A 20,678-nucleotide genomic window follows, 5' to 3' on the forward strand; every position below is an offset into this window, starting at 1 on the left:
GCTGACACCATGACGGTCTTTCATCGCCTGAACGTCGCCGCCATCGAGCGCGAAACGCCGGACGCCGTAGCCATCACCCTGCGGGTGCCCGAAGAGCTGCAAAACCAATACCGCTACACCCCCGGCCAGCACCTGACGCTCAAAGCGCGGGTCAACGGCGAAGAGCTGCGGCGTTGCTATTCCATCTGCAGTTCACCGCAGGAAGGCCTGCTGCAGATCGGCGTAAAAGCGATTGATCAGGGCCGTTTCTCCGGCTTCGTCAACCGTATGCTGAAAGTCGGCGATGCGCTGGAAGTGATGGTGCCGCAGGGGCGCTTCGGCTATCAGCCGCAGGCGGAACGCCGCGGCAATTACCTGGCGATCGCCGCCGGCTCCGGCATCACGCCGATGCTGTCGATCATCAAAGCGACGCTGCAGCTCGAACCGGGCAGCAGTTTTACCCTGATCTACGGCAACCGCAACAGCCGTTCGATGATGTTCAAAGAAGCGCTGTCGGATCTGAAAAACCGCTACCCGCAGCGTTTTCAGCCGCTGTACCTGTTCAGCCAGGAGAGCCTCGACAGCCCGCTGCTCAGCGGCCGCATCGATCGTGAACGCCTGACGGCGATCGGCGGCGCGCTGCTGGATTTCCGCGACTATGACCACGCCTTCATCTGCGGGCCGGAATCGATGATGGACGACGCGCAGACCGTGCTGGAACAGGCCGGCGTCCCGGCCAACCATATCCACAGCGAACGTTTCAACACTAGCGGCCTGGTCGCCCGACCGCGCCACAGCGGCGATCGCAACGCCGCCAGGGTGACAATCCTGCTCGACGGCCGCCGGTTGGATATCGAGCTCGGCGAACAGGACGACAGCATTCTCGACGCTGCGCTGCGCCAGGGCGCCGACCTGCCCTACGCCTGCAAAGGCGGCGTATGCGCCACCTGCAAATGCCGTCTGAAGGCCGGCCAGGTGGAGATGGGCGTCAACTACAGCCTGGAGCCGGATCAGTTGGCGGCGGGCTATGTATTGAGCTGCCAGTCGTGGCCGAAAGGCGACGGCGTGGTATTGGACTTCGACGTCTAGGAGCCGCGATGGATACCCCCTTTATTTTGCGCCAGCAGCAGCACCGCGTGGTCACGCTGACGCTGCACCGCCCGGAGGTGCGCAATGCCCTGAGCACCCCTTGCCTGGAACAGCTGGTGTTTCTGCTGGAGCAGGCCGATGCCGACAGCGGCGTGGGTGCCGTGGTGATCGCCGGCGCGGCGCGTTTCTTCGCCGCCGGGGCCGATCTGCACGAGCTGCAACGGCAGGATCTGCCGGCCGCGCTGGCGGATCGCCGTCCGCAGCTGTGGCAGCGGCTGTCGCAGTTCAGCAAGCCGCTGCTGGCGGCGGTGAACGGCTATGCCCTGGGCGCCGGCTGCGAGTTGGCGCTGGCCTGCGACATCGTTATCGGCGGCGAAAGCGCCCGCTTCGGCCTGCCGGAGATCACCCTCGGCCTGATGCCGGGGGCCGGAGGCACCCAGCGCCTGATCCGCTGCGTCGGCAAGTCGCGCGCCAGCCAGATGGTGCTGACCGGCGAAGCCATCGACGCCCGCACCGCGCTGCAGGCTGGCCTTATCAGCGAAGTGTGCGTCGATGCCCTGACGCTGGAGCGCACGCAGCAGATTGCCGATCGCATCAGCCGTCAGGCGCCGCTGGCGCTGCGCGCCGCCAAGCAGGCGCTGAAACAGGCCGAGGAAACCGGCCTTAGCCAAGGGCTGGCGATGGAGCGTCAGCAGTTCGTCACCCTGGCCGCCACCGACGATCGCCGCGAAGGCATCGCCGCCTTTTTCGAAAAACGTACGCCAAACTATCAGGGGCGCTGATTTATGGATAACGCATTGATTCTCAGTCATCTCGACGCCGGCGTGTTGACGCTGACCCTCAACCGGCCGGACCGGCTCAACAGCTTTAACGACGAAATGCATCGCCAACTGAGCGAAGCGCTGACGCAAGCCGAACGCGACGACAACGTGCGCTGCCTGCTGATCGCCGGCGCCGGCCGCGGTTTCTGCGCCGGGCAGGATCTCAACGATCGCAACGTCAGCGCCGATCAACAGGCGCCGGACCTCGGCCTGTCGGTCGAACGTTTCTACAACCCCCTGATCCGCCGCCTGACCGCCCTGCCCAAACCGGTGGTGTGCGCGGTCAACGGCGTGGCGGCCGGCGCCGGCGCCGCGCTGGCTCTGGCGTGCGACATCGTCATCGCCGCCGACAATGCCGGCTTTATTCAGTCATTCTGCCGCCTGGGGCTGGTGCCGGATTCCGGCGGCAGCTGGTTCCTGCCGCGGCTGGCCGGCCACGCCCGCGCGATGGGCATGGCCATGCTGGGCGACAAAATCAGCGCCCAACAGGCGCTGGAGTGGGGCATGATCTGGCAGGTGGTGCCGGCGGATGAATTGGCCGACCGCACGCAAACGCTGGCGCGCCATCTGGCCACCCAGCCGACTTACGGTCTGGGGCTAATCAAGAAAGCCATCTACAGTTCGGCCACCAACAGCCTCGATCAACAACTCGATCTGGAGCGCGATCTGCAGCGATTGGGCGGCCGCAGCGACGACTACCGCGAAGGCGTCAGCGCGTTCTTCGCCAAACGCACGCCAAACTTCAGCGGGAAATAGCCATGAACGCGTCCCTTCTTAACGGCCAGGTGGCGGTGATCGGCGCCGGCACCATGGGCATCGGCATTGCGCAGGTGGCCGCCGCCGCCGGTCACCCGGTGCGTCTGTTCGATATCGCCCCCGCCGCCGCCCAGCGCGCGATCGACGAACTCGCTCGCCGCCTGCGGCAGCGGGTCGACGGCGGCAAGGCCGACGCAAACACCACCGAGGCGCTGCTGGCGCGTCTCGAACGCGCCGATTCGCTCGAGCAACTGGCCGACAGCGCGCTGGTGATTGAAGCGGTGGCGGAAAATCTGGCGATCAAGCAGAGCCTGTTCCGCGATCTGGAAGCGGTCTGCTCGCCCACGGCGCTGTTCGCCAGCAATACTTCCTCGCTGTCGATCACCGCCATCGCCGGCGCCTTGCAACACCCGCAGCGCATGGCCGGGCTGCACTTCTTCAACCCGGCACCGCTGATGAAGCTGGTGGAGATCGTCAGCGGTCTGGAGACCGGGGCCGAGACCCTCGCCGCGCTGCAAGCCCTGGCGCAGCGCTGGGGTAAGCAGAGCGTCGTGTGCCGCTCGACGCCGGGATTCATCGTCAACCGCGTGGCGCGGCCGTTCTACGCCGAAACCCTGCGCGCGCTGGAAGAACGGGTGGCCGACGCCACCACCCTGGATGCGGTAATGCGCGACGCCGGCGGTTTCGCCATGGGCCCGCTGCAGTTGACCGATCTGATCGGCCAGGACGTCAATTACGCCGTGACCGACTCGGTGTATCAGGCCTTCTACCAGGATCCGCGCTTCACCCCCTCGCTGGTGCAGCAGGAGCTGGTGGCCGCCGGGCGCCTCGGCCGCAAATCCGGCCGCGGCTTCTACCGCTACGACGCGCAACGCCCCACCGCAGAGATGATCGCCTTTGCGCCACCGGCGCAGGCCGCGCTGCCGCAGCGCGTTACGCTGCACGGCGACTGGTCTTCGCTGGCCGATTTGGCGCAGCTGTTAAGCGAAAATGCGGGGGCGATCAAACAACCTGGCCAGACCAGCCCGCACGTCACGATCGACGACGTTACACTGATGTTAACCAATGGTAAAACCGCCGGCCAACTGGCCGACGAACGTGGAACGCCCGTGGTGCTGTTCGATCTCTGTGCCGACTATGCGCATGCCTCCGCCATCGCCATCAGCTGCGCGGCGCAAAACGGCGCGCAACACAATGCCAAAGCGATCCGTCTGCTGCAGTCCCTCGGCAAACGCGTCATCCCGTTGCCGGATTACCCCGGGCCTGCTGACGATGCGCACCCTGGCCATGCTGGCCAACGAAGCGCTCGACGTGGTGAACAAAAGGCGTCGCCGGGCGCCGAGGATACCGATCTGGCGATGCTGCGCGGGGTCAATTATCCGCGCGGCACGCTCGCCTGGGGCGCCGCGCTCGGCTGGCGCCACATCCTGACGACGCTGGAAAACCTGCAACGCTATTACGGCGAGGCACGCTATCGCCCGATGCCGCTGCTGCGCCGCTACGCTTCCCCCGCCGCTTTCCCAGGAGCCGAACAATGAACGCCAATACGCCGCGCGCGCTGGCTCAGCGCTGCGCCGAACAGATGTTCCAGCAAGATACCTGCGCTCAGGCGATGGGGATGCACATCGATGCCGTCGACGTCGGGTACGCGCAGGTCAGCATGACCGTCGGCCCGCAGATGCTCAATGGCCACCAGACTTGCCATGGCGGCCAGCTGTTCAGCCTGGCGGATACCGCCTTCGCCTACGCCTGCAACAGCCAGGGGCTGGCGGCGGTGGCTTCCGGCTGCAGCATCGACTTCGTCCGCCCGGCGCTGGCCGGCGATCGCCTCACCGCCAGCGCGCAGATGCGCCATCAGGGCAAAGCCACCGGGCTGTATGACGTCGAAATCGTCAATCAACAGGGCAAAACCGTCGCCTGGTTTCGCGGCCGCGCGCACCGCCTCGGCCACAGCATTTTAGGAGATCGGGCATGAATCAGGCATTTATCTGCGACGGCGTGCGCACCCCGATCGGCCGCTATGGCGGCGCGCTGGCCCAGGTGAGGGCCGACGATCTCGCCGCCCTGCCGCTGCGCGTGCTGCTGGAGCGCCATCCCCAGGTGGACTGGGCACAGCTGGACGACGTGATCCTCGGCTGCGCCAACCAGGCCGGGGAAGACAACCGCAACCTGGCGCGCATGGCGCTGCTGCTGGCCGGGCTGCCGGTCGGCGTTTCCGGCACCACGGTGAACCGCCTGTGCGGTTCGGGTCTGGACGCGCTGGCGATGGCGGCGCGCAGCATCAAAGCCGGCGACGCCGGGCTGATGCTGGCCGGCGGCGCGGAATCGATGACCCGAGCGCCGCTGGTGATGGGCAAGGCCGACAGCGCCTTCAGCCGCCAGACGCAGCTGTACGACACCACCCTCGGCTGGCGCTTCGTCAACCCGCGCATGCAGGCCGAGTTCGGCACCGATTCGATGCCGGAGACCGCCGAAAACGTCGCGGCGCAGTTCAACATCAGCCGCGCCGATCAGGACGCCTTTGCGCTGCGCAGCCAGCAGCGCGCCGCCCGGGCGCAGGCGCTGGGATACCTGGCGCAGGAGATAGCGCCGGTCAGCCTCACCGGTAAAAAAGGCGCAGTCACCCTGTTCAGCCAGGATGAACACCCGCGCGCCGACACCACCTTCGATCAGCTGCAGGCGCTGAAAACCCCGTTCCGTCAGCCCGGCAGCGTCACCGCCGGCAACGCCTCGGGGCTGAACGACGGCGCGGCCGCGCTGATCGTCGCCTCCGAAGCGATGGCGGCGCGCCAGGGCCTGACGCCGCGCGCGCGCATCCTTGCCACCGCCACCTGCGGCGTGGAGCCGCGGCTGATGGGCATCGGCCCGCTGCCGGCCACCCGCAAGGTGCTGGAGATCGCCGGGCTGAGCCTGGCGCAGATGGACGTCATCGAACTGAACGAAGCGTTCGCCGCCCAGGCGTTGGCGGTGATGCGCCAGCTTGGCCTGCCGGACGATGCCCCGCAGGTCAACCCCAACGGCGGCGCGATCGCTCTGGGGCACCCGCTGGGCATGAGCGGCGCGCGCCTGGCGCTGGCCGCCCTGTTTGAACTGGAACGGCGAGCCGGCCGCTACGCTCTGTGCACCATGTGCATCGGCGTGGGCCAAGGCATCGCCATGATCATTGAGCGTGTCTGACCCCTGAGGCTAACCATGACAATAAATCCACAGCCCCTCGAAACGATCGAATTCGCCTCGCGTGATGAGATTGAAGCGTTGCAGTTGGCGCGTTTGAAGTGGACGCTGCACCACGCCTACGACAATGTGCCGATGTACAAGCGCAAGTTCGATCAGGCGGGCGTACACCCGGACGATCTTAAGCAGCTGAGCGATCTGGCGCGCTTCCCCTACACCACCAAGCAGGATCTGCGCGACAACTACCCGTTCGACACCTTCGCGGTGCCGATGGAACAGGTGGTGCGCATCCACGCCTCCTCGGGCACCACCGGCCGCCCGACGGTGGTGGGCTACACCCAGCGCGACATCGATAACTGGGCCGATATCGTCGCCCGCTGCCTGCGCGCTGGCGGCGCCACCGCCAAAGACAAGGTGCACGTCGCCTACGGTTACGGCCTGTTTACCGGCGGCCTGGGGGCGCACTACGGCGCGGAGCGGCTCGGCGCCACGGTGATCCCGATGTCCGGCGGCCAGACGGAACGCCAGGCGCAGCTGATCCTCGATTTCAAACCCGACATCATCATGGTGACGCCGTCCTACTGCCTGACGCTGATCGATGAACTGGAGCGCAAAATGGGCGGCGACGCGCGCGGCTGCTCGCTGCGGCTCGGCGTGTTCGGCGCCGAACCCTGGACCGAAGCCCTGCGCCACGAAATCGAAACCCGCATGGGCATCAAGGCGCTGGATATTTACGGCCTGTCGGAGGTGATGGGGCCGGGCGTGGCGATGGAATGTCTGGAAAGCGGCGGCGGCCCCACCATTTGGGAAGACCACTTCCTGCCGGAGATCATCTGCCCGGAGACCGGCATCGCCCTGCCGGACGGCGAGCACGGCGAACTGGTGTTCACCACCCTGACCAAAGAGGCGCTGCCGGTGATCCGCTACCGCACCCGCGATCTCACCCGGCTGCTGCCGGGCGACGCGCGCCAGATGCGCCGCATGGGCAAGATCACCGGCCGCTCCGACGACATGCTGATCATCCGCGGCGTCAACGTCTTCCCGTCGCAGGTGGAAGAACAGATCATGCAGTTCGAGCAGCTGTCGCCGCACTATCAACTGCAGGTCAGCCGCAGCGGGCATCTGGACACGCTGGCGGTGCGCGTCGAGCTGAAAGAATCGGCGCTCAGCCTCAGCCATCAGCAGCGTTGCGATATCTGCCACCAGCTGCGCCACCACATCAAATCGATCGTGGGCGTCAGCACCGACGTCAGCATCGCCAACTGCGGCGATATTCCGCGCTCGGAAGGCAAGGCGCAGCGCGTGGTCGATCTGCGGCCGCGCTGAGACGCACGGCGTCACGGATGACGCCGCCCCAAATTATGGTAATGTTGTGGCTCATCGAAGGCTAACCCATGGAAAAATATGGAACATAAACTGGATGAGTTCATTCGCCATGCCGTCGACGCGCAGCCGATCAGCGGCACGTCGCTGATCATTTCGCTGTACGGCGACGCGCTCAGCCACCGCGGCGGCGAAGTGTGGCTCGGCAGCCTGAGCGCGCTGCTGGAGGCCTTCGGTTTCGGCGATCGCTTCGTGCGCACCTCGGTGTTCCGCCTGCAGAAAGAGGGGTGGCTGGCGGTGGAGAAAATCGGCCGCCGCAGCTTCTACCGCGTGACCGAGCAGGGAATGCGCCAGTTCCGCCACGCCGAATCGAAGATCTATCTGCGCGAGCAGCCCGCCTGGGACGGCAAATGGGAGCTGTTGCTGCTGGAATGCGCCGAAAAAAACGCGCGCGCGCGGCTGAAAAAAGAGCTGGGCTGGCTCGGGTTCGGGCAGATCGCCAACAACCTGATGGCCGCCCCCACCCATGCGCAAACCGACGTGACGGCGCTGCTCGGCGAATTGAACGCCAGCGAGCAGGTGATCTACTTCCGCGCCGATTACCCCTACAACCGCTCCGAGCAAACGCTGCAGAAACTGGTGGCCGACTGCTGGTCATTGAGCGAGGTGGCGGCCGGTTATCATGAGTTTATCGTCTCTTTCCGGCCGCTGATGGCGCTGCTGCGCGAAGTCGACCCGGCGGCGCTGACGCCGCTGCGCTGTTTCCAGATTAAGCTATTATTGATTCACTTCTTCCGTCGCGTGGTGTTGAAAGATCCGCTGCTGCCGGACGCGCTGCTGCCCGCCCAGTGGGAGGGCCAGATCGCCCGCAATCTGTGCATCAATCTCTATCAGCAGGTCGATCGCGCCGCGACGGACTACGTCAGCGCGCTGGCGGAGACCACCATCGGCGCCCTGCCCGCGCCGGCCGCCGGCTACTATCGGCGCTTCGGCGGCCTACCGCGCGACCCTACATATTAAGGAACTCACGCTATGCCTGTGTATCAGATTGACGGCCTGACGCCGGTCGTTGACCCCAGCAGTTACGTGCACCCGACGGCGGTGCTGATTGGCGACGTGATCGTCGGCAAACACGTGTATATCGGCCCGAACGCCAGCCTGCGCGGCGATTTTGGCCGCCTGGTGATCTGCGACGGCGCCAACATTCAGGACAACTGCGTGATGCACGGCTTCCCGCAGCAGGACACGGTGGTGGAAGAAGACGGCCATATCGGCCACGGCGCCATCCTGCACGGCTGCCGCATTCGCCGCAACGCGATGGTGGGCATGAACGCGGTGGTGATGGACGGTGCGGAGATCGGCGAGAACACCATCGTCGGCGCGATGGCGTTCGTCAAAGCCGCGGCGGTGATCGAAGCCAACAAGCTGGTGGTCGGCAGCCCGGCGCGCGTGCTGCGCGATCTGACCGAACAGGAGCTGGCCTGGAAGATCGCCGGCACCCGCGAGTATCAGGATTTGGTGCAGCGCTGCAAATCCTCGCTGCACGAAGTGGCGCCGCTGACCGAAATCGAACCGGGCCGCCGGCGCCTGAGCTTCGGCGACCACCTGATCCCGAAAAGCCAGCTTTAGTCTCAGGGGCTGAAGGCGCGCCTCAGTCCCCTCTCATTACTCCACTTCCGGCGCCTTGAACGGCGACGGCGTAGCCGCGCGGCGGCTCTGGAAGTGATAAGCCGCCACCAGCAGCAAAGTGAACGGAATACCGAACCACAGCGTCATGCGGAAGAATTCGGTAAACGCCGTCGAGATCATCAACGCCGCCATCAGCCCGGCGCCGAGCAAGGTGGTATAGGGAAAGCCCCACATGCGAAATTTCAGGTGGGTCTGCCGATGCCGGCGGCGGAAGAACAGGTGGGTGACGAAAATCATCAGCCAGGTAAAGCAGGCGCCATACACCGAGATAGACATCATGGCGGCGAACGAGGTTTCCGGCGCCACCAGGCTCAGCACGATAGACACCACGATACCGATGCACGACATCGCCAGCGCATTGACCGGAATACCGCGCCGGCTGACGCGCCCCAACGCCGCCGGCGCCTGCCCGGCGCGCGACAGCGAGAACATCATGCGAGTGGTGATATACAGCTGGCTGTTCATTGCCGACAGCGCCGCTACCAGCACGATAAAGTTGAAAATACCGGCGGCGGCGGGCAGATGGATCACGTTCATCGCCATCAGGAACGGGCTTTCGCCGGTGCCGGACTGGCGCCAGGGCACGATGGCCAGCATCAGGGCGATCGACAGCATGTAGAAGATGAACAGCCGCACGATGGTGCCCTTGAACGCCGCCTTCACCGCAATCACCGGATTCTTCGCCTCGCCGGCGGCCACCGCGATCATTTCAATGCTCAGGTAGCTGAAGATGGACACGATCACCGCGAACCACATGCCCTTGACGCCAAACGGCATAAAGCCGCCGGCGGTCAGGTTGCGCAGGCCGTAGGCCGGGTTGCCCGAGAACGCCAGAATGCCGATGCCGATCAGAATAAACGCCACGATCGCCGTCACTTTGACGGTGGACAGCGCGTATTCCACCTGGCCGAACGATTTCACGCCGATCACGTTAACAACGATCACCGCCGCCGAGAACAGCAGCACCCACGGCCAGGTCGGCGTCGCCGGGAACCAGAACTGCATGTACATGCCGATGGCGGTGACTTCGGTGCCCACCGCCAGCACCACGCAAGACCAGTAAGAGTAACGCACCAGAAAACCGAACAGCGGGCCGAGATAGAATTCGGCGTAGTCGCCGAACGAGCCGGGCGTCGGGTGTTCGGAGGTCATTTCCGCCAGGCTGCCCATCAGCAGCAGCGCAATGACGCCACCGATCAGGTAGCTCAGCAATACCGACGGCCCCGCCATCTGAATGGCGTAGGCGCTGCCGAGAAACAGCCCGGTGCCGATGGCGCCGCCGATCGCCAGCATCGACATCTGCCCGGCGGTAAGATGCTTGTTCAACCCGCCCTGGCGGCGGGCGATATGCTCAAAATCATTCATCTGTGGCATGGCTGTGCTCCCGGGCGGAGTTAGGCGGTACGGGTGACGTCGAGGATCGCGGCGGTCACATAGTCGATGTTGCCGGGGTTAAGCCCCGGCAGACACATGCGGCCGGGCGAGACCAGATAGATGGCGTAGCGCTGCCGCAGGGTCTGCAGCTGAGCTTCGTTCAGGCCGGTATAGCTGAACATGCCGCGCTGCTCGCGAATGCGCCGGTGCTCCAGCGAAGAGCCGCCCTGCGCCAGCCCGGCGGCCAGCTGTTCACGCATTTGCTTGATGCGTGAGCGCATTTCCGCCAGCTCATCGCGCCAAAGCTCGCCGAGTTCGGCGTCGCCAAGCAGGGTTTCCACGATCTGGCTGCCGTGCGTCGGCGGGCAGGAGTAGCTGCGACGGATCAGCGTTTTTAACGCCCCTTTGACGTTGGCGGCATTTTCCGCGTCGGCGCAGCGCACCGACAGCGCGCCCAGACGCTGGCCGTACAGCGCGACGTTTTTGGAAAACGAATTGCAGACCAAAAACGGCAGATCGGTTTTCAGCGCTTCGCGCAATGCAAAGCAGTCTTCCTCCAGCCCGTCGCCGAAGCCCTGATAGGCGATGTCGAACAGCGGCAGCAGGCTGCGTCGTTGCAGCACGGCGAGCGTGGCGCGCCACTGCTCCGCCGTCAGATCGGTGCCGGTTGGGTTGTGGCAACAAGGGTGCAGCAAGACCACGCTGCCCGGCGGCAGGCTGTCCAGCGCGTCGAGCATGGCGGCGAAACGCAGGCCGCCCGCCGCTTCATCAAAGTAGGGATAGGTATTCACCCGCAGCCCGGCGCCTTCGAAAATCGCCCAATGATTGGCCCAGGTAGGATCGGACACCCAGATTTCACCGCGCGCCAGAAAGTGGCGCAAAAAATCCGCCGCCAGCTTCAACGCGCCGGAGCCGCCGACGGTCTGCACCGTGGCGATCTCGGCCGCCTGTTGCTCACCGAACAGCAGCGCCTGCACCTGGCGGGCGAACTGCGGCGAACCTTCGATCGGCGGATAACCGTGCGGGCGGCGCAGCGCCAGCAACCGCTGCTCGGCCGCCTCAACCGCGCGCATCAGCGGAATATTCCCCTGCCGATCGTAATACAGCCCAATGCCTAAATTCACTTTTTGTGGATTGGGATCCTGCAAATAGGCTTCCATCAGCGACATAATAGGATCGGCGGCGGAAGGTGCAATCTGTTTAAACATGACGCATCCTTAACTCGTTATTGAATTAATATGAAGACAGGCTTAAGGAGAAATTAAATCAGGCGATGGCGCTGACGGTAATTTCTATTTTCATTCCGGGCACCACCAATTTCTCGACGATAACCGTGGAGCGATTGGGATAAGGATAATTAAAGTATTTCCGGTAAATATCATCGAGCCATTTAACGTCGTTAACGTCGGTAAGATACACGATCACCTGCAGCACCTTATCGCTGTGGCTGCCCGCCGCCTTCAGCGTCTGCGCCAGGTTATCGAAGGTCAGCGCAATCTGTCGCTCCGGCGCGCCGGTGTCGATGCTGCCGTCCGCCCGCACCGGGCCGTGGGCGGTAAACAGCATGCCGCCGCCCCGGGTGGCCCAGGAAAAAGGCTGGCCGATATCCGGCAGCCCGGTCTCTACAATCTCGCGCATGTCAGTGGTTCCCGTGGTGGTCAAGTTGGCGAAGCAGCGCGCCGTCGGCGGCGAACAACGCATCCAGGATGGTGAAATGGTTGGCGCCTGGCACCGCGACCAGTTCAGCCGGCAGCCCGCGTTGGCGCAGCGCCGCATGATAGTGTTGCGACTGACCTCTCAGTTCCGGCAGCTCCAATGCGCCGTAATACAGCGTAAGCGGCTTGCCGCGCGTCGGCAGGCGGCGCGCCGGGCTGAGCGTTTCAATTTGCCGCGTGGTCAACTGCAGCGCCCGATTGACATAGCTTTGTTGCAGCGGCGCCAGCTCGAACAGGCCGCTGATGGGAAAGACGGCATCCACCAACGCATGCTGCTGCCAGAGCGCCGCCAACTGCCCGCCGGCGGAATGGCCGCACAGATAAACCGGATGGGCGTAGTGCGGCGGCAGGCGGCGCTGAATGGCATCCAGTGCCATTCCGATCTGTCGGCATATTTCGTCGAGATCCACCGCCGGTGCGAGCGCATATTCCACCAACACCACGTCAAAACCCAACGCCAGCGGCCCGGCGGCGATAAAGGCGAAATCCGCCTTATCGCAAAATTGCCAATAGCCGCCGTGAATAAAAATTAACGTCCCCTGATGCTGCTTTGCAGAATAGAGCCAATCAAATTTTTCACGTTCCCCGTTGCCATAAGCAATATTATTTTCATGGCGCGTCTGTTTATAAACAGCCGCGCTGCGGGTTTGAAATGAAGTCAAAATAGCCGCTTCATTATCCACCGTGGCGCCGTTGTCATAACTCCCCGCAAGTGGTTTCATATATTAAACTTCGTTTATTATTTAAGATGTGAATTAACTATTAGCACCGACAAAATTATTGTCAAGACGGGCGCATCAGCAATGCGCGCCCGGTAAAATAAAACCTGATGAATAATGAAAAAGTTTAACCCATGAAACTTTTTGCGTTTATTTCCCCCGCCCGTCCAGCTGAATTTGCGGCAAGGCGCTGAGCCGTTCAAATGCATAATCCCAAAAGGCGCGCACCTTCAGCGGCATGTGCTGCGCCTGCTGCGCCACCAGCTGTACCGGCATCGGCAACGGCTCATGATCCGTCAACAGCCGCACCAGCGTGCCGGCGGCCAAATCGTCCGCCACCTGATACGAGAGCAACCGGGCGACGCCCTTGCCGGCGCGCACCGCCAGCAGTTGCGCTTCCACGTCGTTGAGCAACAGCCGGGGCGTCAATCGCACGCGCTCGCCGTTTTCCTGCGGGCCGAAGCGCCATTCGCGCAGCGACGGCCGCTGGGTGCCGACGATGGTGGCGTGCTCCGCCAGCTGCGCCGGCGATCGCGGTTCACCGCAGCGCGCCAGGTAATCCGGGCTGGCGACCGTCACCCGGCTGACCTGCCCCAGGCGCCGCGCCACGCGGGAAGAGTCCTGGAGATGACCGATGCGCACCGCGATATCCAACCCTTCGTCAATCAGATCGAGATTGCGATCGTTCAATACCATTTCGATCTGCATCTGCGGGTAATCATCGAGAAATGCCATCACCACCGGCGCCACGTACCGGCGGCCGAACTGCACCGGCGAGGTAACGCGCAGCAAGCCGCTCAGCTGCGCTTCGGCGGTATCCTGTACCACCGCCTGATAATCCTGCAGCAGCCGTTGCGCGCGCTCCAACAGCCGCGCGCCCGCTTCGGTGGGCGCCAGCCGCCGGGTCGTGCGCTCCACCAATCGGGTGCCGAAACGCTGTTCCAGCGCGGCGATGGCCCGGGTGATCGCCGGCGCCGAACGCCGCAGTTTGCGCCCGGCCGCCGCCAGGCTGCCTTGCTGCACCACCGCCACGAAAATCGCCAACTCGTCTAACCGATCCATAGATTCTTCCGAAAAGTGAAATTATCAATTTCCACATTGCCTGATTTCGCTCGTTCAACGCAAGAGTATGCTGACAAAAAGCACTGAGGAGAAACGCCATGTCCACCATCACACTCTACGGCACCCCGCTTTCCGGCCACGTTCATCGCGTGGCGTTGCTGCTGCGCATGCTGGCGCTGCCCTATGCATGGGTCGAAGCCTCGGCGGACGTACGGCAGAGCGCAGCCTTCCGCCGGCTCAACCCGTTCGGCCAGATCCCGGTCTTGCAGGATGGCGATCTGACGCTGGCCGACAGCAACGCCATTCTGGTCTATCTGGTGAAGCGCTATGCGCCGGGCAGCCACTGGCTGCCGGAACAGCCGGCCGCGGCGGCGCGAGTGCAGACCTGGCTTTCCAAAGCCGCCGGTGAAGTCCGGTACGGCCCGGCGGCCTGCCGACTGATCGCCCAATTCGCCGTGCCGGAGGACTATCAGGCGGCGCGGGCGGTCAGCGATCGTTTCCTGCCGCAGATGGAACAGCATCTGAGCGAGCGGGACTACCTGGCCACCGAACACCCCACCATCGCCGATCTGGCCTGCCACAGCTACGTGGCGGTCGCGGCTGAAGGCGGCATTTCGCTGTCGCCTTACCCTGCGATACGTCGCTGGGCGGCGCGCATCGCTGTACTGCCCGGCTACTTTGCCATGCCGGCCCTGCCGGAACCGGCGGGGAGCTGACGCCATGATCCCGCAACTGTTCCATCCCGATGAGCTGCGCGCACAGACGCTGGCCGGGTTTGGCGGCGTAGGCGGCGGCATCTACCCCGCGATGCCGGATCAGCACCGCGCGTTTTTCGCCGCGCTGCCCTACCTGTTTGTCGCCACGCTGGATGAACAAGGCTGGCCCATCGCCACCCTGTTCACCGGCCCGCCCGGATTTTTACGCACGCCGGACGACACGCATTTACGCATCAGCGCGCCGCGCCGCAGCGACGATCCCGCCCAGGCGCTGTTGCTGCCGGGCAAACCGGTCGGTGCGCTGGGGCTGGATTTCAGCAACCGGCGGCGCAACCGCGCCAACGGCGCCATCGGCCGCACCGACAAAAACCGGGTGGAAATTCTCGTTCAGCAAAGCTTCGGCAACTGCCCGCAGTACATTCAGCGCCGCGAACTCTACCCGGTGGACAGCCGGCCGCAGCCGGTTGAGCATTTGGCCGTGCTGGATGCGGCGGCGCAGGCGCTGATCCGCGCCGCGGACACCTGCTTCGTCGCCAGCTGCGCACACCTGGCACTGGCGCAGGGCGGCGTGGATATTTCCCATCGAGGCGGCCGCCCCGGCTTTATCCATCTGGAAGGCGACACGCTGTGGATGCCGGACTTTCGCGGCAACCGCTACATGAACACGTTGGGCAATCTGCTGGCCGAACCGCGGGCGGCGCTGCTGTTCATCGATTTCGATCGCGGCGACGTGCTGCATCTGCAGGGGGAAACGCAAATCCTCTGGCAGGCTGACGGCCATCCCTGCGTCGAAGGGGCGGAACGCTATTGGCGATTTGACGTGCGCCGCGCCTGGCGTTTTGCGGCGGCGCTGCCGTGGCGAGGGCGCAATCTGGAGTATTCGCCTGCGACGCTGGCGACCGGGGTGTGGCACCGCTGAAATGAAAAGCCCCGCGGCGGCGGGGCTGGATCGGAAATTACAGGCTGTGTTCGGCCGCCGATGCGGCCTGATAAAGCTGACGAAAATAATTCAACCGCGCAAAGAACAGGCGGCTTTGCTGCTCCGACATATTGCCGGCCACCTGCCCGGCGTCAATCTGCCGCCCTTGCCATTCCATCAGGGCGATGCTCGACGCCAAAAAATCCATTTCGCTGCCGTAGGCCGCGAAATGTCTGTCTACTGATTTCATCATTCGCACACTCCTTTTAATCACATCGAAAAGGGTCATATGCCTGCTCTTTCAGTATCGACCCGACGGCGGATATTTTTTGTACAGAAGATGCGCAGTGAGAAAACGGCCATCTTGTCGTCGCGTTGGCAAACGGCGGCGGCAAAGTTTGCTAGGGTAAAGGGTAGCCGTATGGAATAGACCACTCCGTTGAACTCAGCAAAGGAAGAGACTCATGAGCATCAGTATCCGCGCCACCCTCAAGGATCCCACGCTGTTCCGCGAGGCCAATTACATCGACGGGCAATGGTTGCCGGCCCAGGAAGGCCGCACGATCGCCATTCATAACCCCGCCAACGGCGAGCGGATCGGCCACGTGCCGGCCTTCGGCGCCGAAGAAACCGCTCGCGCCATCGCCGCCGCCAAAAAAGCGCTGCCCGCCTGGCGCGCGCTGACCGCCAAAGAGCGCGCCGGCAAGCTGCGGCGGCTGTTTGAGCTGATGATGGAAAATCAGGAAGATCTGGCGCGCATCATGACGGCGGAACAGGGCAAACCGTTGGCCGAAAGCCGCGGTGAAATCGCCTATGCCGCCTCCTTTATCGAATGGTTCGCCGAGGAAGGCAAGCGGGTGTATGGCGACACCATTCCACAGCCGCAGGCCGGTCGCCGCATCATCGTGCAAAAAGAGCCGATCGGCGTGTTCGCCGCCATCACCCCGTGGAACTTCCCGGCGGCGATGATCACCCGTAAAGCCGGCCCCGGCTGGGCCGCCGGCTGCACCGGGGTGATCCGCCCCGCCAGCCAAACGCCGTTCTCGGCGCTGGCGATCGCCGTGCTGGCGGAGCGCGCCGGGTTGCCCGCCGGGGTGTGCAACGTGATAACAGGCCCCAGCAAAGGCATCGGCGGCGAACTCACCGCCAACCCGGACGTGCGCAAACTCTCCTTCACCGGCAGCACCGAAGTGGGGGCGCAGCTGCTGTCCCAGTGTGCGCCCACCATCAAGAAAACCAGCATGGAGCTGGGCGGCAACGCGCCGTTTATCGTGTTTGACGACGCCGATCTGGATGCCGCCGTGGCCGGCGCGGTCGCCTCGAAATACCGCAACGCCGGCCAGACCTGCGTCTGCACCAACCGTTTTCTGGTGCAAGACGGCGTATACGATGCCTTCGCCGCCAAACTGAAAGCCGCCGTCGCCAAGCTGAAAGTCGGCAACGGCCTGGATGACGGCGTCACCATAGGCCCGTTGATTAACCCGGATGCGGTGGAGAAAGTGCGCGAGCATATCGCCGACGCCGTCGAGCACGGCGCTTCGGTGCTGCTGGGCGGCAAGCCTGACGCGCTGGGCGGCAATTTCTTCAGCCCGACCATCCTGACCGACGTGCCGCGCACGGCGAAAATCTTCCGCGAGGAGACGTTCGGCCCGGTGGCGCCCCTGATCCGCTTCAGCCAGGAAGCCGACGCCGTCGAACTGGCCAACGACACGCCGTTCGGCCTGGCCGCTTACTTCTACAGCCGCGACATCGGCCGGGTGATGCGCGTGGCCGAAGCGCTGGAGTACGGTATTGTCGGCATCAACGCAGGGCTGATCTCCACCGAAGTGGCGCCGTTCGGCGGCATGAAACACTCCGGTTTGGGCCGTGAAGGCTCAAAATACGGCATCGAAGACTATCTCGAAATCAAATACCTGTGCCTCGGCGGTTTGGATGCCTGATGTGAGGGGCACCCGCGCCTGCGGGGGCCCTGTCTGGCGGTTTTGGGCAGCCTTTGCTACCTTTAGGCCTCTTTTCAGCGGTTAAAAGGAATTGCCTCTATGCAGCCCTTCACGGTACACCTGCCCGGTTTTTACGTCGCCGGCCAGACAATCAGAACCACCAATCAGGACGAAACCCAGCCCGAGACGGCTAAAATCCCGGCGCTGTGGTCAGACTTTTTCGCCACCTCGCCCGCCATGCCGGTTTACGGGGTCTACTCCAACTACGCCTCCGATGCCAGCGGGCCGTTTGATGTCACCGCCGGCAGTGAGGCACAGAGCGGTTTGCACATCCAACCTGGCCGCTATCTGGTGTTCCAGGCCCGAGGCACCATGCCGGCGGCGGTCATCGAAGGCTGGCAAACCATCTGGGGCTACTTCGAGCAACACCCGGAAATCGAACGTCGCTTCCTGACCGACTTCGAAGCCTATACCGGCCCCGACGCGGTCGATATCCATATCGGCTGCCGCTAACGCGACAGTGAGGTCAACAATGATGACGCTCTCCCCCGCCATTCCGATTTTGCGTATCTTTTCAGTCGACAAGGCCAAAGAGTTTTATCTGGATTTTCTCGGTTTCACGCTGGCGTGGGAGCACCGTTTCAGCGAAGACCTGCCGCTGTACATGCAGGTGACCCGCGCCGGGCTGACGCTGCACCTGAGCGAACACTACGGCGACAGCACGCCCGGTGCCGCCATTTTTCATCCCGGTGCACGATATCGACGCGCTGCACCGGGAGCTCACGGCCAAAAACTACCGCTATGCCCGGCCGGGGCTGGAGGTTGTCGACTGGGGCAAAGAGCTCAACCTCACCGATCCGTTCGGCAACCGGCTGCGGTTTTGCGAACAGAGCCCCTCGGCCTGATCGGCGTTATGGCCGATATTCCGCCTCGCTGACCGGCTCCAGCCAGGTCACCGGGCTGCCGTCCACCGCTTCGGCGATGGCGATATGGGTCATGGCGGTGTCCGGTGTCGCACCGTGCCAGTGTTTGACGTCGGCCGGTATCCAAACGATATCGCCGGGGTGCATCTCCTGCGTCTTCTCGCCCCACATCTGGATCCACCCGCGCCCCTGAGTGACGATCAGCGTCTGGCCGAGCGGATGCGTATGCCATGCCGTGCGGGCGCCGGGTTCGAAGGTGACGGTCGCGCCGCCCACCCTAGCCGGCGCATCACCGGCGAACGGCGCGTCGATGCGTACCTGCCCGGTAAAGTAATCCGCCGAACCGCGCTGTGATGGGATAGAACCGCTGCGTTGTATTTTCATCTGTCGTGTCCTCCGCGCCGGATCTCACAGCCGGCGCTGATAATCATGAGTGAGTGATGTCAAGATAGCGCCATGCTTTTCCGGCGACTAGCGGGTAGAATGCGCAAGGAGCTATGAGCTCAATTCATAAATCTACGCGCGACAGTGCGCTCACCCTCCTCTTCGGTGCCGATATGTTGAAAGAAAACTTTAACGATCTGATCGCTTTCCTGATGGTGGCCAGGGAGCGCAGCTTCACCAAAGCGGCGGCACAGCTTGGGGTTTCCCAATCGGCGCTCAGCCACGCTATTCGCGGCCTGGAAGAACGCCTGGCGCTGCGTTTGCTCACGCGCACCACTCGCAGCGTCGCCCCCACCGAGGCCGGTGAGCGGTTGCTCAACAGCATTGGTCCACGCTTTGCGGAGATAGAAAACGAGCTGAACGCGCTGGGTGAAATGCGCGATCGGCCCGCCGGCAACATCCGCATCACCGCCGGCGAACACGCGGTGGATGCGGTGCTATGGCCGGTGCTGCGCACTTTTCTCGTCGATTACCCGGATATCAACGTGGAAATCACCGTCGACAACAGCCTGACCGACATCGTCGCCGGGCGATTCGACGCCGGCATTCGGCTGGGGGAACAGGTAGCGAAGGACATGGTCGCGGTGCGCATCGGGCCGGATATGCGCATGGTGCCCGTCGCCTCCCCTGACTATTTCGCCCGTTACGGCCTCCCCGCTACGCCGCAAGCGCTGCAAAACCATCGCTGCATCAACATGCGCCTGCCCACCCTCGGCGGGCTGTACGCCTGGGAATTTGCCCGCGATGGCCGGGAGATCAAAGTGCGGGTGGAGGGGCAACTGACCTTCAACAGCCTGCGCCAGCGAATCGACGCCGCGCAGCTCGGCCTCGGAATCGCCTTTGTGCCGGAAGATACCGTCGCCGAGCCGCTGGCCGACGGGCGGTTGCAGATGGCGCTGGACGACTGGTGTCCGCCGTTTCCCGGTTATTACCTCTATTATCCAAGCCGCAGGCAACACACCACCGCCTTTGCGCTGCTGATTGAGGCGCTGCGGCGCGGGGCTTAACGCCCGACGTTTTTCTGCAGATGCGCCGGGTAGCGATCGCCAATCACGTCGATAGCGGAGAGCGCACGCTCAATCTCACCCAGTTCGTCCGCCGCCAACGTGACCGCCGCCGCCGCGAGGTTTTCTTCCAGCCGGTGACGCTTGGTGGTTCCCGGGATCGGCACGATCCACGGCTGCTGCGCCAGCAGCCAGGCCAGAGCGATCTGCGCCGGCGTCACGGCCTTGCGCTGCGCTATCTGCCCCAGCACATCCACCAGCGCCTGGTTGGCCCGGCGCGCTTCGGCGCTGAAGCGCGGCACCACGTTGCGAAAATCGCCGCTGTCAAAGGTGGTGTCCTCGGTAATGGCGCCGGTGAGAAAGCCCTTGCCGAGCGGGCTGAACGGCACCAGACCGATGCCCAGCTCTGCCAGCGTCGGCAAGATTTCACGCTCCGGCTCGCGCCACCACAGCGAATATTCGCTTTGCAGCGTCGTGACCGGCTGCACCGCGTGAGCTCGCCGAATGGTTTGCGCGCCGGCTTCCGACAGGCCGAAATACTTTACTTTCCCTTCGCGAATCAGTTGCTGCACCGTACCGGCCACCTCCTCGATAGGCACCTCGGGATCGACGCGGTGCTGATACAGCAAATCGATCGTCTCTATCCGCAGGCGCTTCAACGAGCCTTCCACCGCCTGGCGAATATGCTCCGGACGGCTGTTCAACACCTGTTGCCCCGCCGGCTGCGGCAGATCGAAACCGAACTTGGTGGCGATGACGACCCGATCGCGCACCGGCGCCAGCGCTTCGCCCAACAATTCCTCGTTCGTGAACGGACCATAAATCTCGGCGGTATCGAAGAGCGTCACGCCCTCGTCAACCGCGGCGCGGATCAGTTCGATCGCCTGCCGTTTGTCGGTGGCCGGGCCGTAGCCAAAACTCAGCCCCATGCAGCCCAACCCCAACGCAGATACTTCCAGCCCTTCGCACCCCAACTTGCGTGTTTGCATCTTCACTCTCCCACTGATTGATACCGGCCCCGCCTGACGCGG

The 20,678-nt window shown here is 63.9% G+C and carries 22 protein-coding genes and 1 pseudogene; 15 read left to right on the plus strand and 8 right to left on the minus strand.

The annotated features are described in order from the left end of the window. Positions 1-9: 9 nt before the first annotated feature. The 9 genes from paaE (at position 10) to paaY (ending at position 8,771) form a co-directional block, all read left to right on the plus strand. Positions 10-1,068: a 1,2-phenylacetyl-CoA epoxidase subunit PaaE gene (gene paaE, locus SERRSCBI_RS14865; RefSeq protein ID WP_033643610.1), complete on the plus strand. Its 1,059-nt coding sequence runs from the start codon at positions 10-12 to the stop codon at positions 1,066-1,068. Between the two features lie 8 nt (positions 1,069-1,076). Further along, positions 1,077-1,850: a 2,3-dehydroadipyl-CoA hydratase PaaF gene (gene paaF, locus SERRSCBI_RS14870; protein ID WP_042784926.1), complete on the plus strand. Its 774-nt coding sequence runs from the start codon at positions 1,077-1,079 to the stop codon at positions 1,848-1,850. 3 nt (positions 1,851-1,853) lie between these two features. Further along, positions 1,854-2,645: a 2-(1,2-epoxy-1,2-dihydrophenyl)acetyl-CoA isomerase PaaG gene (gene paaG, locus SERRSCBI_RS14875; RefSeq protein WP_033643612.1), complete on the plus strand. Its 792-nt coding sequence runs from the start codon at positions 1,854-1,856 to the stop codon at positions 2,643-2,645. A gap of 2 nt (positions 2,646-2,647) precedes the next feature. Then, complete coding sequence (locus SERRSCBI_RS14880) at positions 2,648-4,183, plus strand: 3-hydroxyacyl-CoA dehydrogenase (RefSeq protein WP_232230707.1); 1,536 nt, start codon at positions 2,648-2,650, stop codon at positions 4,181-4,183. Further along, complete coding sequence (paaI, locus tag SERRSCBI_RS14885; RefSeq protein WP_033650803.1) at positions 4,180-4,620, plus strand: hydroxyphenylacetyl-CoA thioesterase PaaI; 441 nt, start codon at positions 4,180-4,182, stop codon at positions 4,618-4,620. The genes SERRSCBI_RS14880 and paaI overlap by 4 nt, the downstream gene beginning before the upstream one ends. After that, positions 4,617-5,822 carry a 3-oxoadipyl-CoA thiolase gene (gene pcaF / locus SERRSCBI_RS14890; protein WP_042784927.1) on the plus strand — a complete coding sequence of 402 codons (1,206 nt, stop codon included), beginning with the start codon at positions 4,617-4,619 and terminating at the stop codon, positions 5,820-5,822. The genes paaI and pcaF overlap by 4 nt, the downstream gene beginning before the upstream one ends. A gap of 15 nt (positions 5,823-5,837) precedes the next feature. Then, positions 5,838-7,145, plus strand: a complete 1,308-nt coding sequence (gene paaK / locus SERRSCBI_RS14895; RefSeq protein ID WP_016927188.1) for a phenylacetate--CoA ligase PaaK — start codon at positions 5,838-5,840, stop codon at positions 7,143-7,145. 78 nt (positions 7,146-7,223) lie between these two features. Continuing rightward, positions 7,224-8,162, plus strand: a complete 939-nt coding sequence (gene paaX / locus SERRSCBI_RS14900; protein ID WP_042784929.1) for a phenylacetic acid degradation operon negative regulatory protein PaaX — start codon at positions 7,224-7,226, stop codon at positions 8,160-8,162. A gap of 12 nt (positions 8,163-8,174) precedes the next feature. Continuing rightward, positions 8,175-8,771 (plus strand): phenylacetic acid degradation protein PaaY, encoded by a 597-nt coding sequence (gene paaY / locus SERRSCBI_RS14905; protein WP_033643617.1) that lies wholly within the window; start codon positions 8,175-8,177, stop codon positions 8,769-8,771. A 36-nt stretch (positions 8,772-8,807) separates the two neighbouring features. Here paaY and SERRSCBI_RS14910 read toward each other — a convergent pair whose 3' ends face one another. The 5 genes from SERRSCBI_RS14910 to SERRSCBI_RS14930 all read right to left on the minus strand — a co-directional run bounded on the left by SERRSCBI_RS14910 (position 8,808) and on the right by SERRSCBI_RS14930 (position 13,701). Next, positions 8,808-10,205 carry an amino acid permease gene (locus SERRSCBI_RS14910; RefSeq protein WP_042784930.1) on the minus strand — a complete coding sequence of 466 codons (1,398 nt, stop codon included), beginning with the start codon at positions 10,203-10,205 and terminating at the stop codon, positions 8,808-8,810. 20 nt (positions 10,206-10,225) lie between these two features. Next, positions 10,226-11,413, minus strand: coding sequence for an amino acid aminotransferase (locus SERRSCBI_RS14915; RefSeq protein ID WP_042784931.1), 1,188 nt, complete (start codon positions 11,411-11,413; stop codon positions 10,226-10,228). A 58-nt stretch (positions 11,414-11,471) separates the two neighbouring features. Then, positions 11,472-11,843 carry a RidA family protein gene (locus tag SERRSCBI_RS14920; protein ID WP_033643621.1) on the minus strand — a complete coding sequence of 124 codons (372 nt, stop codon included), beginning with the start codon at positions 11,841-11,843 and terminating at the stop codon, positions 11,472-11,474. Between the two features lies 1 nt (position 11,844). Next, positions 11,845-12,642, minus strand: a complete 798-nt coding sequence (locus SERRSCBI_RS14925; RefSeq protein WP_042784932.1) for an alpha/beta hydrolase — start codon at positions 12,640-12,642, stop codon at positions 11,845-11,847. Between the two features lie 147 nt (positions 12,643-12,789). Further along, the gene (locus SERRSCBI_RS14930; protein WP_033643624.1) at positions 12,790-13,701 is read right to left on the minus strand and encodes a LysR family transcriptional regulator; all 912 of its coding nucleotides are present in this window, start codon (positions 13,699-13,701) and stop codon (positions 12,790-12,792) included. A 98-nt stretch (positions 13,702-13,799) separates the two neighbouring features. On the opposite strand from SERRSCBI_RS14930, the gene SERRSCBI_RS14935 reads away from it, so the two are divergent. After that, positions 13,800-14,417: a glutathione S-transferase family protein gene (locus tag SERRSCBI_RS14935; protein WP_042784933.1), complete on the plus strand. Its 618-nt coding sequence runs from the start codon at positions 13,800-13,802 to the stop codon at positions 14,415-14,417. Positions 14,418-14,421: 4 nt separating this feature from the next. Then, entirely contained in the window at positions 14,422-15,336 is a 915-nt protein-coding gene (locus SERRSCBI_RS14940) for a pyridoxamine 5'-phosphate oxidase family protein (RefSeq protein ID WP_042784934.1), read from the plus strand. 37 nt (positions 15,337-15,373) lie between these two features. On the opposite strand, the gene SERRSCBI_RS14945 is transcribed toward SERRSCBI_RS14940, so the two are convergent. Further along, complete coding sequence (locus SERRSCBI_RS14945) at positions 15,374-15,589, minus strand: glycogen synthase (RefSeq protein ID WP_042784935.1); 216 nt, start codon at positions 15,587-15,589, stop codon at positions 15,374-15,376. 211 nt (positions 15,590-15,800) lie between these two features. On the opposite strand from SERRSCBI_RS14945, the gene gabD reads away from it, so the two are divergent. From gabD to SERRSCBI_RS25380, 3 genes and pseudogenes are all read left to right on the plus strand, one after another. Then, positions 15,801-17,276: an NADP-dependent succinate-semialdehyde dehydrogenase gene (gene gabD / locus SERRSCBI_RS14950; RefSeq protein WP_042784936.1), complete on the plus strand. Its 1,476-nt coding sequence runs from the start codon at positions 15,801-15,803 to the stop codon at positions 17,274-17,276. Between the two features lie 99 nt (positions 17,277-17,375). After that, positions 17,376-17,789 (plus strand): GyrI-like domain-containing protein, encoded by a 414-nt coding sequence (locus tag SERRSCBI_RS14955; RefSeq protein ID WP_042784937.1) that lies wholly within the window; start codon positions 17,376-17,378, stop codon positions 17,787-17,789. A 22-nt stretch (positions 17,790-17,811) separates the two neighbouring features. Continuing rightward, positions 17,812-18,181: pseudogene (locus SERRSCBI_RS25380) on the plus strand (glyoxalase superfamily protein). A 6-nt stretch (positions 18,182-18,187) separates the two neighbouring features. Here the strand turns inward: SERRSCBI_RS25380 and SERRSCBI_RS14965 are convergent. Further along, on the minus strand, positions 18,188-18,583 hold the full coding sequence (locus SERRSCBI_RS14965) for a cupin domain-containing protein (RefSeq protein WP_025303382.1): 396 nt from the start codon (positions 18,581-18,583) through the stop codon (positions 18,188-18,190). Between the two features lie 173 nt (positions 18,584-18,756). Here SERRSCBI_RS14965 and SERRSCBI_RS14970 point away from each other — a divergent pair, with 173 nt between their 5' ends. Then, on the plus strand, positions 18,757-19,650 hold the full coding sequence (locus tag SERRSCBI_RS14970; RefSeq protein WP_042785744.1) for a LysR family transcriptional regulator: 894 nt from the start codon (positions 18,757-18,759) through the stop codon (positions 19,648-19,650). On the opposite strand, the gene SERRSCBI_RS14975 is transcribed toward SERRSCBI_RS14970, so the two are convergent. After that, a complete protein-coding gene (locus SERRSCBI_RS14975; protein WP_042784938.1) occupies positions 19,647-20,636 on the minus strand; it encodes an aldo/keto reductase in 990 nt (329 codons plus the stop codon). The genes SERRSCBI_RS14970 and SERRSCBI_RS14975 overlap by 4 nt on opposite strands. Between the last annotated feature and the right edge of the window lie 42 nt (positions 20,637-20,678).

Source organism: Serratia sp. SCBI, from assembly GCF_000747565.1.
GTDB classification, from domain to species: Bacteria; Pseudomonadota; Gammaproteobacteria; order Enterobacterales; family Enterobacteriaceae; genus Serratia; species Serratia ureilytica.